At 62.0% G+C, this 15688-nt stretch carries 13 protein-coding genes and 1 tRNA gene; 8 read left to right on the top strand and 6 right to left on the bottom strand.

What is annotated here, in order from left to right:
- Positions 1-89 precede the first annotated feature (89 nt).
- Positions 90-2048 (top strand): acetoacetate--CoA ligase, encoded by a 1959-nt coding sequence (locus EN808_RS22900; protein WP_135916949.1) that lies wholly within the window; start codon positions 90-92, stop codon positions 2046-2048.
- A gap of 302 nt (positions 2049-2350) precedes the next feature.
- Here EN808_RS22900 and EN808_RS22895 read toward each other — a convergent pair whose 3' ends face one another.
- From EN808_RS22895 to EN808_RS22880, 4 genes are all read right to left on the bottom strand, one after another.
- Entirely contained in the window at positions 2351-4459 is a 2109-nt protein-coding gene (locus EN808_RS22895) for a catalase (RefSeq protein WP_135916948.1), read from the bottom strand.
- Positions 4460-4539: 80 nt separating this feature from the next.
- The gene (locus EN808_RS22890) at positions 4540-5148 is read right to left on the bottom strand and encodes a general stress protein (protein ID WP_127276924.1); all 609 of its coding nucleotides are present in this window, start codon (positions 5146-5148) and stop codon (positions 4540-4542) included.
- A 24-nt stretch (positions 5149-5172) separates the two neighbouring features.
- Positions 5173-5928 carry a DUF4142 domain-containing protein gene (locus EN808_RS22885; RefSeq protein ID WP_135880993.1) on the bottom strand — a complete coding sequence of 252 codons (756 nt, stop codon included), beginning with the start codon at positions 5926-5928 and terminating at the stop codon, positions 5173-5175.
- 169 nt (positions 5929-6097) lie between these two features.
- Entirely contained in the window at positions 6098-10108 is a 4011-nt protein-coding gene (locus tag EN808_RS22880) for a PAS domain S-box protein (protein ID WP_135916947.1), read from the bottom strand.
- 246 nt (positions 10109-10354) lie between these two features.
- On the opposite strand from EN808_RS22880, the gene EN808_RS22875 reads away from it, so the two are divergent.
- The 4 genes from EN808_RS22875 to EN808_RS22860 all read left to right on the top strand — a co-directional run bounded on the left by EN808_RS22875 (position 10355) and on the right by EN808_RS22860 (position 11898).
- Complete coding sequence (locus tag EN808_RS22875) at positions 10355-10813, top strand: phasin (protein WP_135916946.1); 459 nt, start codon at positions 10355-10357, stop codon at positions 10811-10813.
- A gap of 350 nt (positions 10814-11163) precedes the next feature.
- Positions 11164-11240: transfer RNA gene (locus tag EN808_RS22870), tRNA-His, on the top strand.
- A gap of 201 nt (positions 11241-11441) precedes the next feature.
- A complete protein-coding gene (locus EN808_RS22865) occupies positions 11442-11633 on the top strand; it encodes a hypothetical protein (RefSeq protein WP_245464296.1) in 192 nt (63 codons plus the stop codon).
- 43 nt (positions 11634-11676) lie between these two features.
- Positions 11677-11898, top strand: a complete 222-nt coding sequence (locus EN808_RS22860; protein WP_127870867.1) for a hypothetical protein — start codon at positions 11677-11679, stop codon at positions 11896-11898.
- An 11-nt stretch (positions 11899-11909) separates the two neighbouring features.
- Here EN808_RS22860 and EN808_RS22855 read toward each other — a convergent pair whose 3' ends face one another.
- On the bottom strand, positions 11910-12629 hold the full coding sequence (locus EN808_RS22855) for a Crp/Fnr family transcriptional regulator (RefSeq protein ID WP_127276932.1): 720 nt from the start codon (positions 12627-12629) through the stop codon (positions 11910-11912).
- A gap of 206 nt (positions 12630-12835) precedes the next feature.
- Here EN808_RS22855 and EN808_RS22850 point away from each other — a divergent pair, with 206 nt between their 5' ends.
- Positions 12836-13072 carry a hypothetical protein gene (locus EN808_RS22850; RefSeq protein ID WP_127276934.1) on the top strand — a complete coding sequence of 79 codons (237 nt, stop codon included), beginning with the start codon at positions 12836-12838 and terminating at the stop codon, positions 13070-13072.
- Positions 13073-13077: 5 nt separating this feature from the next.
- Here EN808_RS22850 and EN808_RS22845 read toward each other — a convergent pair whose 3' ends face one another.
- Complete coding sequence (locus EN808_RS22845; RefSeq protein WP_127276936.1) at positions 13078-13335, bottom strand: hypothetical protein; 258 nt, start codon at positions 13333-13335, stop codon at positions 13078-13080.
- A 404-nt stretch (positions 13336-13739) separates the two neighbouring features.
- Between EN808_RS22845 and EN808_RS22840 the strand changes: the two genes are divergently transcribed.
- Positions 13740-14723, top strand: coding sequence for an ABC transporter substrate-binding protein (locus EN808_RS22840; protein ID WP_135916945.1), 984 nt, complete (start codon positions 13740-13742; stop codon positions 14721-14723).
- A gap of 89 nt (positions 14724-14812) precedes the next feature.
- Positions 14813-15616 (top strand): ABC transporter permease, encoded by an 804-nt coding sequence (locus EN808_RS22835; RefSeq protein ID WP_135916944.1) that lies wholly within the window; start codon positions 14813-14815, stop codon positions 15614-15616.
- Positions 15617-15688 lie beyond the last annotated feature (72 nt).

Raw genomic sequence — 15688 nt, 5'->3', positions numbered from 1 at the left:
TGCGCACACCTGGGCGCATCGGCCCAACAAAATCTTGCTCTGCTGCGCTGCGATATGCATAAGCGATGGCGACCGTGGGAGGATCGATCATGGCTGGCGAAGTACCGCTCTGGACCCCGACGCAAGACCAGATTGATGCCTCCCCCTTGACCGCCTTCATGAAGGCCGCGGCAACGACTACCGGCAGTCCGTTCTCGTCCTATGCCGATCTTCATCGCTGGTCGGTCGAGAACCGGGAGGCGTTCTGGGATCTCGTCTGGGATTTCTGCGGACTTGAAGGCGACAAGGGCGAGCGACTGCTACTCGATGGCGGCAAGATGCCCGGCGCTTCGTTCTTCCCGGACGCGTCGCTGAATTTCGCCGAAAACCTTCTGAAGAAGACCGGTGCCGGCGAAGCAATCGTCTTTCGCGGCGAGGACAAGGTCGAGAGGCGGCTGTCGTGGAACGAATTGCATGGCCTGGTTTCGCGCCTGCAGCAGCTTTTCCTGTCGCTTAAGGTGAAGAAGGGTGACCGTATCGCGGCAATGATGCCCAACATGCCCGAAGCCGTCGCCGCCATGCTGGCTGCGGCCTCGATCGGGGCGGTGTGGTCATCCTGTTCTCCTGATTTCGGCGAGCAGGGCGTGCTCGACCGGTTCGGCCAGATCGAGCCTGTCGTCTTCATCGCGCCGGACGGCTATTGGTACAATGGCAAGGCGATCGAGGTCGCCGACAAGGTCAAGGCGGTCGCGGCCAGGCTCGGCAGCGTCCGCAAGGTTCTGCTCGTCGACTATCTCGGCACATCCGCGGATGTTGCCGATACCATCGACAAGGCCGTGGCGATGGAAGAGGCGCTGTCGCCCTTCGCCGTCAAACCAGTCACCTTCGAGCGGCTGCCATTTTCGCATCCGCTCTACATCCTGTTTTCGTCCGGCACCACCGGCATTCCCAAATGCATCGTCCATTCGGCCGGCGGCACGCTGATCCAGCATGTCAAGGAACACCGGCTGCATGCCGGCCTCGGTGATGGCGACCGCTTCTTCTACTTCACCACCTGCGGCTGGATGATGTGGAACTGGCTGGTATCGGGTCTTGCCTCCGGCGCCACGCTGCTGCTCTACGACGGTTCACCCTTCTATCCCGACGGTAATGTGCTGTTCGACCTCGCCGATGCCGAGAAGATGACCTTCTTCGGCACTTCGGCCAAGTTCATCGATTCGGTGCGCAAGGCCGGTCTCAAGCCGATCCGCAGCCATGATCTGTCGACGGTGCGCGCCATCTCCTCCACCGGATCGCCGCTTTCGCCCGAGGATTTCCGCTTCGTCTATGACGGCATCAAGAAGGATGTGCACCTGGCCTCGGTGTCCGGTGGCACCGATATCGTCTCGTGCTTCGTGCTCGGCGTGCCGATCGAGCCGGTCTGGACAGGAGAGATCCAGGGGCCGGGCCTCGGCCTCGCCGTCGACGTCTGGGATGATGACGGCAAGCCGGTCAGGCAGGCGAAGGGCGAACTGGTTTGCACCAAGGCTTTCCCGTCCATGCCGATCGGCTTCTGGAACGATCCCGACGGCAAGAAATACCAAGCCGCCTATTTCGAGCGTTTCGACAATGTCTGGTGCCATGGCGATTTCGCCGAATGGACCGGTCATGGCGGCATGGTCATCCACGGCCGCTCGGACGCGACGCTCAATCCAGGTGGCGTGCGCATCGGCACGGCGGAAATCTACAACCAGGTCGAGCAGATGCCCGAAATCCTCGAGGCGCTGTGCATCGGCCAGGATTTCGACAATGACGTGCGCGTCGTGCTGTTCGTGCGGCTGGCCGCTGGTGTCCAACTCGACGAGGATCTGGAAAAACGCATCCGCGCCAAGATCCGCACCGGCGCCAGCCCGCGCCATGTTCCGGCCCGGATCGTCGTCGTGTCGGACATCCCCCGCACCAAGTCGGGCAAGATCACCGAGCTTGCGGTGCGCGATGTCGTGCACGGCCGCGCCATCAAGAACAAGGAAGCGCTCGCCAACCCGGAAGCGCTGGAGCTATTCAGGAACCTGCCGCAACTTGCGCAGTGACCGCAACCGGCATGGTTAACGAAATATGTCGCGCGAATTTACCTAGATTTCACGAGTGGTACACATTCGTAAATTTTTTGGCGACCCGGTAAGGACTTGTTAAGGGCCGGCGTCGATAGTCGCATGTAACTTGAGGGAGAAATCCCGTTCCTCAGCCCCCGAGGAGCTGAATTCAGCTCAAGCCCCCGTTGTGACAGCAATCCCATCTCTTAAGGCGTCCTTTGGGCGCCTTTTCTTTTACCGGAGCAGTCTCTTCCCAAGGCTTCGTCGGTGCACTCGGCTCGCAGAAGGGCGCAGGCTGATCACAGTTTTACAGCCATTTCCCGCCCCCAGAGACGGAGTTTGCGGCATGATTCCACAAAGCTGGCAACAGCTTTGGGCTCGGTCAGGTCAATCATGCCCTCATCGGCCTTCGGGTCGACGCCCGCTTTCTGCAGCAGCGGCACAGAAGCGGCCGTGAAGGCGATGAACTTGCAGTGGGCGAATGCGTCGGCCACGAAGTCGCGCGCCGCTGCCTCGCCGGTCAGCCGTTGCGCCCCCTCGTCCGACAGGACGAGGGCGACGGCGTCGAACAGGACGGAGGGACCGCCGTCGATCATATGCCGGGCCTCGATCCAGCTTCCATCGCCGGCCTCGACGCCGCCGACCTTGGGAGCGACAACTTCCATGGTGGCTCCCTCCTTCTCGACCGCCGATTGCAGCCGCTTCAGAAGCGCGGCATCCGCGCCCGCGCTGACAAGCACGCCGACCTTGCGGCCCGCGAAACTTTCCGGTCCGTTCTGGATGATGCTGAGCGCCGGCGACGGTGCGAGATCGTTCCTCGGCACGATTGCGGCGTCCGCCGGTCTGGGCAATTCCTTGATGCCCAGCCTGTCGGCAACGGTTACGGCAAGTCCTTCGTCGATATTCATGAGATGGGCGACCATTCGCTCGCGTATGACCGGTGTCTCGACCTTGCTCAGCTCGAAGGTCAGAGCCATCGCTATGTGCCGCTGCTCGGGCGGGGTCTGGCTGTTGAAGAACTGCCGCGCCTGGCTGTAATGGTCCGCGAAACTCTCGGCGCGCAGGCGTAGTTTTTGTCCGGCTTCGGCGTCGGCGAAGGAACGAAAGCCGCGCTGAGGCGATTCCCTCGGGCCTTCATCGAATGAATTTGGCTGGTAGTTCGTCCTGCCCACAGGATTGCGCATGGCCATATGCCCATCCTGCTGGAAGTGGTTGAACGGGCACTTCGGCGCGTTGATGGGGATGTGCGTGAAGTTCGGGCCGCCCAGGCGCTTCAACTGCGTGTCGAGATACGAGAAGTTCCGGCCCTGCAGCAAAGGATCGTTGGAAAAGTCGACCCCGGGCGGGACGTTCTGCGTCATGAACGCCACCTGCTCGGTTTCGGCGAAGAAATTGTCGGGCATGCGGTCGAGCACCAGGCGGCCGACCGGGATCGGCTCGAGCACCTCTTCCGGAATTAACTTGGTCGCATCCAGGACATCGAAATCGAAGCTGTCGGCGAAATCCTGGTCGAAGAGCTGAACCCTGAGTTCCCATTCCGGGAAATTGCCGGATTGGATGGCCTGCCAGAGGTCGCGGCGATGGAAGTCCGGGTCGGCGCCGTTGATTTTCACCGCCTCGTTCCAGGCCACCGACTGCAGGCCGAATTTCGGCTTCCAGTGAAATTTGACGAATGTGGACTCGTCCTTGGCGTTCAAAAACCGGAACGTGTGCACCCCAAACCCTTCCATGAAGCGGAAGGAACGCGGGATCGCGCGGTCCGACATGACCCACATGATCATATGCATGGACTCTGGCGTCAGCGAGATGAAATCCCAGAAATTGTCGTGTGCGGACTGGGCCTGTGGAAACGCCCGGTCGGGCTCTTCCTTGACGGCATGCACCATGTCCGGAAACTTGATCGCGTCCTGGATGAAGAAAACCGGTATGTTGTTGCCGACAATGTCCCAGTTTCCTTCCTTCGTATAGAGCTTCACCGCGAAGCCGCGGACGTCGCGCGCCAGATCGAATGAGCCCTTCGAGCCGGCAACCGTCGAGAACCGGACGAAGGCTGGCGTCTTCTCTCCGGCGCGCTGGAAAATGTCGGCCCGGGTGTATTTGGCGAGCGAGTCATAGGTCTCGAAATAGCCATGCGCTCCGTAGCCGCGCGCATGCACGACCCGCTCGGGTATGCGTTCATGGTCGAAGTGGAAAATCTTTTCGCGAAAGTGGAAATCCTCGAGGACCGTCGGTCCTCGCGGTCCGATCTTCAGCGAGTTCTGATCGTCCGAGACCGGTCCGCCCTGGGCCGTGGTCAATACCGCGCCGTCGCTTTCGGCGCGCTGGTGCAATTCACCGCCATCACCTCTCGTCAAGGTCTGATCGTGAATAGCGGCGGTGTTGCCGTTGCGGCGTGGTGCCTTGGCCATTTAGCGTGTTCCTTCGAGCTTCGATGCGGGCTTGAGCGCGGCAGACTTTCGCCCGCCGCCTTTGGCGGCGGGCGAGGGGATCAAGGGCGATTGGCGTAGCGCCCGCGATCGCTTTCGATCTCATCGGGTGTGAAGGCCTTGGCGTTGCTGTCGAAACCCGTCCAGCCGTCGGCCTCGTATGCGCTGCGGCGGTCTTCCAGATTGACCGAATTGGCTTGTCCGAGAATCCGCTCGGCTTGGCCAGCCAACTGATCATCGACCTTGGCTGTCACCAGCGTGCCGCCACGGCGCACACCTTCCGCATAAACATGGGCGTCCCTTTCTGGGACTCCGGACTCCGTCAGTGCCCCGACGATTCCGCCGGCAGCTCCGCCGACGACAGCGCCTCCAACGGCGCCGACAGCAGTGGCGGCCAGCCAGCCGGCGGCCACCACCGGGCCGACGCCGGGAATGGCCATGATGCCGAGCCCGGCCAGCAAGCCACCCGCACCGCCGATGACGGCACCCACACCCGCGCCGCTGGCGGCATCCTCGGCGGCATTGGAGCGGTCGTCATCCCCGTCGTACCATTCGGTCGAATTGTTGGCGACGATGCTGATATCGGCGTGCGGCACGCCGCTTGCCTCCAGCTCGCCGACAGCATCGGAAGCGTCATCATAATTGTCGAAAAGTCCGGTCACGGTTTTCATGGTCAAGATCTCCAGATTTGCTGTTCAGTTGGTGCCGGCAACGACGTTGCCCTGGTAGTCGAGCGCGACGGCCGTCTTCTTGCCGTCCTTGGTCGCCTGTCCGCGCCAGATGCCCTGTTCGTCCTTGTTCAACGCGGACACATCCGAGAAGCCGGCATCCTGGATGCGGCTCTTGGCCTGATCTTCGGTGAAGCTGTTGGCGCCCGGCACCGGGGCGGACGGATTTGCCGTGTCGGTCGTGGTGACGGCAGGGGTCGTCGAACCCGTCGCGGAAGACTTATCATCCATCGTGGAAGCGATCTTCTCGATCATGTCCTGATGCATCTTGAGCGTCGGCAAGGTCTGCTGCGCAAACGTCTTCAACTGCGCGTTGTCGCCGTCCTTGGCGTAGCCGTCGAACAGCTTCACCGCATCGGCATGGGCATCGCGCTGCATCTGCACGTAAGATTTGTCGACCGGATCCTTGGCGCTTTGCAGAGCGTCAATATCGCTCTTGTGCTTGGCGTCCGTTGCCGTCGGCACCTGCAGCTTCTGCTCGCCGGCGATCGTCTCGAGTTTGGCATTGGCCGCGCCATGATCAGCGATCATCTTTTGGGCGAAGTCCTTGACGCTTTGATCCTGCGCCTTGCCTTCGGCGATCTTGCTCGATTCCACCTCGAACATCCCGCCGGACGCCGCCTTGTCGATGAAGTCCTGCGCCTTGTCCGCAGCCAGGGCAGGCATGGCAAAGGTGATTGCCGTGGCCGCGCCGAGCGCGGCCAGTAACAGCCGATTTTTCATGAATAGATCCTTGTTAGGCACACATCGTGCTGTGTGCCTAACAAGCGCCTGCAGGCTTTGTTCCGGCGGCCGAACGATTTTCCCGACGGTCCCGGATTCGGCGGGCAGCCAATATCACCGCGCGGAAACTGCAAAGCTTGCGGCAGAACCGCTGCCGCGGAGGCTCACCTTACTCGGCGAGCACCCGGGTCGACGGGAAGGCGACTTCGACCAGCGTGCCTTCGCCGGGCGTCGAATTGATGGTGAACCGGGCGCGGTTGGCTTCCACCATCGCCTTGGTCAGCGGCAGGCCAAGGCCGGTGCCGTCGCCGCGCCCGCGCTTCAGGGCGTTGATCTGCTTGAACGGCTTCAGCGCCTGCTCGATCTCGGCCTGGCTCATGCCGATGCCGGTGTCGCGCACCCGCATGACGACGTCACCCGAGGTCTCATAGGCGGTCGAGACGATCACCTGGCCGCCGGCCTGGGTGTAGCGGACGGCGTTGGACAGGATGTTGAGCGCGATCTGGCGCACGCTGCGCAAATCCGCCACCACTTCCGGCAGCCGCGAGGCGAAGCTGGAGCGGATGATGACGCGTTCGCGGTTGGCCTGTGGCTGCATCATCGCCACGGTTTCGGCCAGCGTATCGTTGAGCGACACCGCCTCATAAGCCATTTCCTGCTGGCCGGCCTCGATCTTCGAGATGTCCAGGAGATCGTTGACCAGGTCGAGCACGTGGTTGCCCGAGCGGTTGATGTCGCGCAGGTAATCGCGGTAGCGGTCATTGGCGACCGGCCCGAACTTCTCGTCGACCATCAGCTCGGAAAAGCCGATAATGGCATTGAGCGGCGTGCGGATCTCGTGGCTGATGCGGGCGAGGAAATCGGTTTTCTGCGAGGAAGCGCGTTCGGCCACCGCACGCGCCTGGGTGAGATCCTCCTCGGCCCGCTTCCACTGTGTGATGTCGCGTACCACGGCGCAGAAGCCGCTGTCGTTGGGCAGCCGGCCGATGGTCATGAACAGGGGGATGAAGCGCCCCTGTGCTTCGCGGCCGATCACCTCGCGGCCGTCATTCAACACGCTCGCCACGCCAGGCTCCGACAGGCCGGTGAGATAGTCGCGCGCCGCGCGTTGGCTCTCGATGGCAAACAGCGAGGCGAAAGGCTTGCCGGTCACCTCGTCGCTGTCGAAACCGAACAGAGCCTCGGCCGGGCGGCTGATCGAACGGATGGTGCCGTCGCTGCCGATCAGCACGACCCCGTCGGTGGCGGTGTCGATGATGGTACGCATCTCGGCGATGCGTGCCTTGAGCTCGGAAATGTCGGGCTGCGTTGGCCCCTCGCCAATCGCGTGCGCCGCCGCGGGGGCATCATCCTCGCCGGAACGGCGAACGACCAGCATCAGCGCCTTGCCGTCGCGCCAGGGCACGGAGCGCAGGATGGCGTCGATAGGAAATTCCTGTCCGTCGCGCGTCTTCAGCCGCAGAGCCCGGTCGCTGCCGTCGAAAGCGCCGTCATCGGCATAAGGATCGGCAAACAAAGCGCCGAGGCCACCCGCTTCCTCCAGGTCCTCCAGCGTCTCGTACCCGGTCAGGTCGAGGAATTCCTCGTTGGCATAGTGCAACTGGTCGCCCGAATGGATGATCAGCGGCACCGGCAGCTTGCCGAGCAGCGATGTGTCCGGCGTTTTGTTTTCGCTGCCGACGGAAAAAGCCGACGGCATGAACCCTTCGGTTTTGAGTGGTGGCACTTGCAGGCGTGGCCGCTCGGCAAATGTCCCGGCCGCATCATCCGGGCCGCCGCTTCGGCCGGGGGCAGCAATCGGTTCCTCGCCGGATGCAGTCGCGTCCTCGTCGGTCCAATCCTCATTGTCTTCGGCGTCGCGTAAATCGTCCGCCGTCATGTCGTCGTCATCAGCCGGCGGTGACTTGGCGGATCCTGCCTGCGCTGGCGCCTCGCGATCCTCGGCCATCGCTTTCGTCGCGATTATCTCTTGTGCCTCGGGCGCTGTGGCCTCGTCGCTGCCGTCGGCGACATCAGCAGGCTTGTCCTCTTTATCGGCGTAGTCGAGCAGGGAGCCCGAGGCCGCCGGCGGCGAGGATTCGGAGCTCGGCGCCTGTTGTTCGACCTGGTCCGCTTGCGCACCGTCGAGCCGCGCAAGATCCCTTTGATCCTCGGCATCGCTCAGGGAGGGTTCGCCCGCGTCCGGTGCGTCTTGCGCATCAGGCGTTGGCATACCAGGCGCCTGGCCGGTCGCCGATTCCTGGCTCGAGTCTGCTGGTTTGGTATCTGGGGTGGCGATGTCCGCCGGCGGCGTCGCATCGGTCGCGGGCTTGGTCGCGTGGTGCGGCTCCGACAAAGGGCCTGTCCCGGCATCTGGGTCCGCCTGCCTTGCCGGCTCGGCCGGTTCAGCCTCCGGCGAACTTTCTTTCTTCAGCCGCTCGCCGATCTCGCGGAACGCGCTGCGTTCCAGCGTCGACAGTCCCTTGTCATTGGCCGGTTGCCGGTGTTCGGCCAGCCGGATGACCTTGTCGGCAAAGCGCCGCTCCGGTTTCGGTACGATGGTCAGCGCCGGCACTTCGCCCTTGAACGGATCCGATACCTTCGGCCCCTCGGCCTCGGGTTGTTCAGGCGCCGTCTTCACGGCCTCGGGTTTCGGTCCCGCCGGCATTGCGCCATTGGGCACCAGTGCCATGCCGATCGCTTCCGGATCGACGACCGCATCCCCGGTTCGCGCGACGCCGAAGCCGCGAAAACCTTCGAAGGCGCGGCTGCGGCCATAGACGGGCAATGCCGCCAGGTCGACGGGTATCTTCAGGTCGGTGCCGACGACCGGCCACAGCACCGAGCGGCCGGACCAAGTGTCGCGCCGCTCCAGCAGGCCGGCGATCTCGCCGGACGCATCAAGACCGAAGGCCGCCGCGACATCCCTGAAGCGTCGACCGATCACGTCGGCTGCCGGATGGCCGACGATATCGGCGAATTCCGGCGACAGCGCGCTGAACTTGCCCTCGGCGTCGGTACGCCAGACAAAACGCAACGGTGCCGCCGAGCGGTCTATCCTGCGGGTGGCCACGGTTGCGGCCGGGGCCGTAGGCGAGATGGCCTGCTTCACGCTGTCCGCTGAAGTTTCGGGGCCAACCGCTTCGGTCCCGCCTTTCGGTTCCGGCGCGGTTGACGCGTCGTCTTCCCCAGCATGGAAATACCAATGATCGTGCTGTGCCGGCGTGCCCGCCGCCGGCTGATCATTGTCGGCGGCGACCGGTGTCGGGCCTGTCGGTTCCTCGATCTCCCGCGTTGCCTGTTCCGGCCTATCGTCAGCCACGGGCCCGGAAGGGGCGGGCGCCTGTTCGGTCTCGGCAGCGGCAGCGGGCTGTTTGGTCGCCTCCGTCCGCGAAACATCGGCCGTCGGCTGATTGTCCTGCCGAGACCCGGATTCGACCGTGGCGGTTTCCGCCGCCTCCGTTGTGCGGTCAATCTCCTTGGCAGGGCGTTCCGTTGCCGCGGACGAGCCGTCCGCCGAAGCGCCAGATGCGCTGTCCTCGAGTTGATCCTCGTCGATCACCACCAGCAGATGCCGCTCCGGCGTCAGCCGGGCGAGGCCCGCCGGGTAGGAGGTTCTGCCGCCCGGAACGAGGCGCTTGACGATGCGCTCGCCGTCGGCCGCGACGTCGGCCACCAGGGCCGCCAGTGTCGCGGGCTGGATGCCGAGTGCCGAAAATCCCTGCGAGGCGGCCTCGACATTGCCCTTGGCATCGATAAAGGCAATGAAATGGCCGTCCTCGGTAAGGCCGCTGATCGCCCGGTTGGCGATCTCGGCGGCACTGCGCGAGCCGGTCTGCGCCGCCGGCACGGCCAGCATGATGGCATGCTCGCCATCGGGCAGCGTCAGGGCACTGGCAAGAAAGCCGACGGCGCGGCTGGTCATGCCGGTCGCCAGGCGCACCGTGATCGAGCGATCGCCGCCGATCTGCGGGAAACCGCTGGTCGCCATGATCTGACGGCGCGCGACCAGCGGCAGCCGCGCCGAGGCGCCGATGATCGCCTCGATATCGGGATAGCCGAACATGGCGGCGCCCGGCCCATTGGCCCAGATGACCTGCTCGAGGTCCACCGACAGGATCGCGATCGCGTCGCCGGCGGCAAACCGCTGGCGGACCGCGTCGAGCACGGCGACGTCGAGGAAGGAATATTCGGACGGCATGCGCTTGGCGGACCCTTACGGAGCGGCGATTTGCAGTTAACGCTTTGTTAATAAAAGCCGCAGCCACGAAGGTCCACAAGCCAGAACGTGCAAAGGCTGAATTCTGGCTGTTTGGTTAACGGCCAAAAACATTTTTTGTGCACTGCAACAAGGATATTGCAATGCACAAAATTTGCCTTTATATTGCCATCATACATGAACGAGACGGCTTTCTGTCAAAGCCGCTGCCGCTGAAAAGGATGGAAAATGTCCAGGACCAAGACTGCCGAGACGATCGAACACGTTGAATTCCCGAGCTTCGACGCTTCCAAGGCCACCGACCAGATGCGCGCTTTCGCCGAAAAGGGCGTTGAGCAGTCGAAAGAGGCCTACGCCAAGCTCAAGACCGGTGCCGAGGAGACCCAGAAGGCTCTGGAGTCGACCTACGAGACCGCCAAGACTGTTTCCAGCGACCTGTCGCTCAAGACCATTGCCGCGCTGCGCGCCAATGCCGAGGCCGGCTTCTCGCATCTCGAAGCCCTGATCGGCGCCAAGTCGCTGTCGGAAGTCGTCGAGTTGCAGACCGCCTTCCTGCGCAAGCGCGTCGAACTGACCGTCGAGCAGGCCAAGGACTTCCAGGCTGTCGCCTCCAAGGCGGCCGAGGATGTCTCGAAGCCGATCAAGACCGCTTTCGAGAAGGCGATCAAGGAAATCAAGGCCGCCTAATAATTGCGCATCGTCCGCGGATGCAACAAAAGGTCGCATTTTGTCGGACAAATAGATGTGAGATAGTGACGGTCGAGCGAATACCCGGCGGGTGGAACCTCCTCCCTCCACCTCCGGGGTGACCAGCCAGCACCTCCTCCCGCTGGCTCGTAACAGGAAAAGGCCGGCACCTCCTCCCGCCGGCCTTTTTCTTTGCCCGGCGAAAGGTGCACCGCTGTGGGGAAGTGGCCTTTGCTTTGCAAAAGCCTTGAATTAGAATCCATAAGCCCGTAAGGACGCATCGCCGAACGACAGAGCGGATCGCGGAGAATGAACCTTCCACCTCGATCCTGCTACCAACGTTAAGACGTGCCGTTGTAGCTCAGATGGTTAGAGCGCCGGATTGTGGATCCGGAGGTCGCTGGTTCGATCCCAGCCAACGGTACCATCGGCTTTGCCAAGCTATTGGATCTTCTGTTTAGGGCTCCCGAGCCTAATCCTGTGCGAGCCGCGTTTTATGCCGCCGGCGCGACAGATTGGCTCGGCACGATTTGGCAAAACTCGTACAGCGCAAAGACATCAAATTTAAATGACGGAACCTCGTTCTGGTGCGAGAATCCCGCGTTGGCTGATGCTTGCGAGGAAAGCCGTGCACGATACCCAGCACAAAAGCAAAGTCGGAACCCGGATCGAGGTCGTCGAAGGCTGCGGTGAATGGTTCGTCCGTGTGATCGGCGGCGGTGAGGAAACGACCTGCCAATTCGACCTCGAATCCTTTGCCCTGGCCTATGCCGAGGGCCAAAGGCTTCGCTTGAAGCTGGGTGGTATCAAGCGCCTTTGAACACCTGCCATGCCGATTAGGCAGGCGAGTCGGACGGAAGGCCATGTCGATAAATCCCGAACCGACAAACGTCGCGGCGTCGGTGGACGCCATTCTCGACGAGTTGCAGGACCGTCCCTTTTCGTCGATGCAAGCCGCCATAGCCATGCTGCGGGAGCGGACCGGCACAGAGCGATCGGATGCGGATCTGAAAGGCTTGATCACCAAGAAGGCTGCTGTGCGGGGCATTCAGTTTTTTGACGAGAACAGCAGCACCGCAAATTGAGCCAAGCCTGTTTATCTCGGTTCGTTGTTGATGCTCAGATAGGTGGGATCGAACTCGGCAAGCCTGGCAAGTTGGTCCCAGTCCAGAATGGTGACCACATGGTTCGTCCAGGTGATCACCTTGATCTTTTTCAAGCCCCCGATCACCCGGTTCATGTGCACGACCGACAACCCAAGCACGTCGGCCATTTCGGCCTGTGACAGCGGTAGATGGAAGCTCATGCCGTTGGTGCGTTTCACCGCCTGCAGGCGCACGAACAATTCGCACATGAGATGGGCCAGGTGCGAGGTCTTGGAACGGCGGCCCATCGCCACGATCCATTCGCGATGAATGGCGCCATCGACCAGCGTGTCCAGCCACAACAACCGGGTCAGGTGAGGGGCCTGTTCGGTAATGGCTTTCAGCTTGTTGTGATCCGCGAACATCACCCGGCAAGGCGACAGCGCGACGATGCCGTGATCCATGGTCTTGAGCAAAAAGGCGTGGAGATCGACAAAGTCGCCGGGCACCTGCAAGGACGTGAACTGCCGGCCGCCGTCCTCGAGCACCTTATAGCGTGCCGCCAAGCCATCCAGCAGCATGGTGCTATAGGTTGGCCGCGACCCCGCCTTGACCAGATCCTGCCCCTTTTCGAACTCCCGTCCGAAACAAACCGTTTCGGCCAACAAGGCCTTCTCTTCGTCCGACACTGTGTCGTGCTGGCCGAGTTGCAGATAGAGAGACTCTAACATGATGGCCTCGAAGGGATCGGGGTTGAAACGCCGATCGCCAACTGTCTCGGACGCAAGGATAGCGCTCGGACCCTAGGCCTTCGGAAGATGGCGGACACTATCATTTGACAGCCTGCGCCCATTCTGGCGCAAACGCCGGAGCCGACAGGGAACCTCCAGCGTCGCCAAGTATTTAGCACGCTAGAGATGTCCAAGGCTGCCCGAAAATGAAACGGTATCATTTCGATCTTTATAACGGCGATGGCCTCGTGCCGGACGACGATGGCCAGCCGTTCGAATCGCGAGAACAAGCGAGAGCAGAAGCCATTCGCATTTTGCAGGATGTCGCCCGTGACGAAATGCCGGATCGCGACCTGGTCAAGATCACCGTCAAGGTGCGCAATGAGACCGGTGCCCAGGTGCTCGAGGCGTCGCTTGTCCTGACCGCCTTGTGGAGCGCGTGACCCGGTCAGCGTAGGAGTCGCTCTGGAATTTGCACCACATTTTCCGATCCAGGCAGCTCGAAGGCCATGGCCAACCGACGCAAGGAGGCCATTTCCACGATCAGCTCTTCAATTGAACGGTCCGGCAAACCCGTCTTCACTTTCTGCCTTACCCTTGCTGTGAGTTCATGAACCCGGACAGGCGCGAAAAGAGCGCTGTCGTCCAGCAACCTGCTGATTTCGATCACCACATCGGCGTCAATGTCTTTCGGCAATTCCCGCATGGGCGTCACCTTTGGTCTCGAACCGGCCCGAAGCGATCAGGCATTGCGCACCAGAAGGCATGCCGGACGCGCGGATCGATCACCGGATTCATAAAACCACCCGCCCAGCGTGTCACGAAAAAACATTTGTACGAAAATAACCAAACGGCTGGCTCCCGCAATCCATGCATGAAGACCGGCACTAGGTCGCCGATTTGGCTATCGACCGCGCTTCGGTTTCGACGAAGCAATGGGCAGAAAAAGACTTCTTTTTGCGATCCGGTCCGGATGCTCTCTTGCGGACCTTAAAACACGCAAGGCTCGCTGGGAGGCGACGCCCAAACAAGAGCGGCTGCCGAAACACAGCCGGCATACGCCGCTTGCATGAGGCCGATGCCGGCAACAGCCATAGGGGAACGACGACAATGAAGACATTCCGAAATTGCCTGATGGGCGCGGTCGGCGCAGGCCTGCTGGGCCTGGGGCTTGCGGCGCCAGCCAACGCAGGCGCCATTCGTCTTGGCATGACGACCTGGGTGGGCTACGGGCCGCTGTTTCTTGCCCGCGACCTTGGTTACTTCAAGGAGGCCGGCGTCGATGTCGACCTGAAGATCATAGAAGAATCAGCACTTTACATGGCGGCGGTCGCCGGCGGCGATCTCGATGGCGCCGCCTCCACCGTCGACGAGCTGATGAAGTACCGCTCCGACGATCTCTGTTTCAAATACGTCCTGGCGCTGGACGACAGCCATGGCGGTGATGGCGTCGTGACGCAGCCCGACGTCAAGGCGCTCAAGGATCTGAAGGGCCAGCAAGTGGCCTTGAACGAGGGCTCCGTTTCCGAATTCTGGTTCAACGTGCTCCTGAAAAAGGAAGGCATGACCGAGGACGACGTCACCATCACCAACATGACCGCCGATGACGCGGCGACCGCCTTCATCGCCGGCCAGGTTCCCGCCGCGGTGACCTGGGAGCCTCACCTCACCGAAGTCCGCAAGGGCGGCAAGGGCAAGGTGCTGATCGATTCCACGACCAGCCCCGGCCTGATCGTCGATGTGATCGCCCTCAAATGCGATCTGATCGAAAAGCATCCCGAAGACGTGAAGGCCCTCGTCAAGGGCTATTACAAGGCGGTCGAATACATCAAGACCAATCCGGAAAAGGCCTATGAGATCATGGCCAAGGGCATTGGCGGCTATCTCGAAAAGCCCGAGGATTTCGCCGCCGGCGCCAAGGGCGTGCGCTATTACGACCGCGATCGCAACCTGGAATTCTTCGGCACGCCGCAGAAGAGCGAGGCGTCCGACCTGGTGAACTTCGCGCAGGACATCTGGGGCAAGGCCGGCAAGCTCAAGATGACGATCGACGCGAAGACAATCCTCGACACCGATTTCATCAGGGAACAGTGAGCCTTCGGGAAGCCGGGTCGGTCCGTGTGGGCCGAACCCGGTTTTTTCGCCAGAGCTTCGTGTTTCAGAAGATCAACGGAGACCATCCCATGGCACAGAGGCGGACGGCGTGGACGCGCCTGACGACCCCATTCGCCAACATTCCCGCCAGCACGGCAACAACACTCGCGCTGGCGATGTGGGTAGTGGTGATCGGCGGCTGGGCTTTGCTGTCCTATGGCCGCGTCGTGCCGAACATGTTCCTGCCGACGCCCGGAACCGTGCTGCAGACGACCTATCGCATGTCTTTGGACGGCAGCCTTTTCTACCACACGTTGACCAGCGCCAAGGTGGTGATCCTGGGCTTCATCGTCTCCTCGCTGATCTCGGTGCCGCTCGGGCTGTGGATGGGGACCTACCGGGTGGTGCAGGCGCCGCTGGAGCCCTTGGTCAACTTCATCCGCTACCTGCCTGTGACCTCCTTCGTGCCTCTGTTCATCCTTTGGATCGGCATCGGAATCGAACAGCGCATAGCGGTCATCTTCTTCGGCACCTTCTTCCAGCAACTCGTGATGATTTCCGACTGTGCGCGCAGCGTATCCAGGGATCTGGTCAACGCCTCATACACTTTGGGCACCAAGCGCAGCGAAGCCGTGTGGCACGTCATTTTCCCGGCCGCGCTTCCAGCGATCCTCGACACGCTTCGCGTCACCATGGGCTGGGCCTGGACCTATCTGGTGGTGGCCGAACTCGTCGCCGCGTCGAGCGGCCTTGGCTACATCAGCCTGAAGGCGATGCGAGGTTTTCAGGTCGATGTGATCTTCATGGCGATCGCCGCCATCGGCCTTCTCGGCCTCATAACCGACACGGCGTTCCGTCTTGTCCGGGCGAGGGTCGCGCCATGGGCACCCTGATTTTGAACGCAAGCTCGCAAACCGCAGTCGGATCAAGGATGGCAATGACCGAAACCATCAAGGCGAAAAATC

The sequence above is a fragment of the Mesorhizobium sp. M8A.F.Ca.ET.165.01.1.1 genome (assembly GCF_004792065.1).
Classification (GTDB): domain Bacteria; phylum Pseudomonadota; class Alphaproteobacteria; order Rhizobiales; family Rhizobiaceae; genus Mesorhizobium.
The sequence above is the reverse complement of the archived record's forward strand: the minus strand, read 5'-3'. Positions and strand labels throughout refer to the sequence as shown.

Excerpts from the sequence above, each read along its gene's own strand:
- EN808_RS22900 (WP_135916949.1), top strand. The coding sequence starts at position 90 with ATGGCTGGCGAAGTACCGCTCTGGACCCCGACGCAAGACCAGATTGAT.
- EN808_RS22895 (WP_135916948.1), bottom strand. The coding sequence starts at position 4,459 with ATGGCCAAGGCACCACGCCGCAACGGCAACACCGCCGCTATTCACGAT.
- EN808_RS22890 (WP_127276924.1), bottom strand. The coding sequence starts at position 5,148 with ATGAAAACCGTGACCGGACTTTTCGACAATTATGATGACGCTTCCGAT.
- EN808_RS22885 (WP_135880993.1), bottom strand. The coding sequence starts at position 5,928 with ATGAAAAATCGGCTGTTACTGGCCGCGCTCGGCGCGGCCACGGCAATC.
- EN808_RS22880 (WP_135916947.1), bottom strand. The coding sequence starts at position 10,108 with ATGCCGTCCGAATATTCCTTCCTCGACGTCGCCGTGCTCGACGCGGTC.
- EN808_RS22875 (WP_135916946.1), top strand. The coding sequence starts at position 10,355 with ATGTCCAGGACCAAGACTGCCGAGACGATCGAACACGTTGAATTCCCG.
- EN808_RS22860 (WP_127870867.1), top strand. The coding sequence starts at position 11,677 with ATGTCGATAAATCCCGAACCGACAAACGTCGCGGCGTCGGTGGACGCC.
- EN808_RS22855 (WP_127276932.1), bottom strand. The coding sequence starts at position 12,629 with ATGTTAGAGTCTCTCTATCTGCAACTCGGCCAGCACGACACAGTGTCG.
- EN808_RS22850 (WP_127276934.1), top strand. The coding sequence starts at position 12,836 with ATGAAACGGTATCATTTCGATCTTTATAACGGCGATGGCCTCGTGCCG.
- EN808_RS22845 (WP_127276936.1), bottom strand. The coding sequence starts at position 13,335 with ATGCGGGAATTGCCGAAAGACATTGACGCCGATGTGGTGATCGAAATC.
- EN808_RS22840 (WP_135916945.1), top strand. The coding sequence starts at position 13,740 with ATGAAGACATTCCGAAATTGCCTGATGGGCGCGGTCGGCGCAGGCCTG.
- EN808_RS22835 (WP_135916944.1), top strand. The coding sequence starts at position 14,813 with ATGGCACAGAGGCGGACGGCGTGGACGCGCCTGACGACCCCATTCGCC.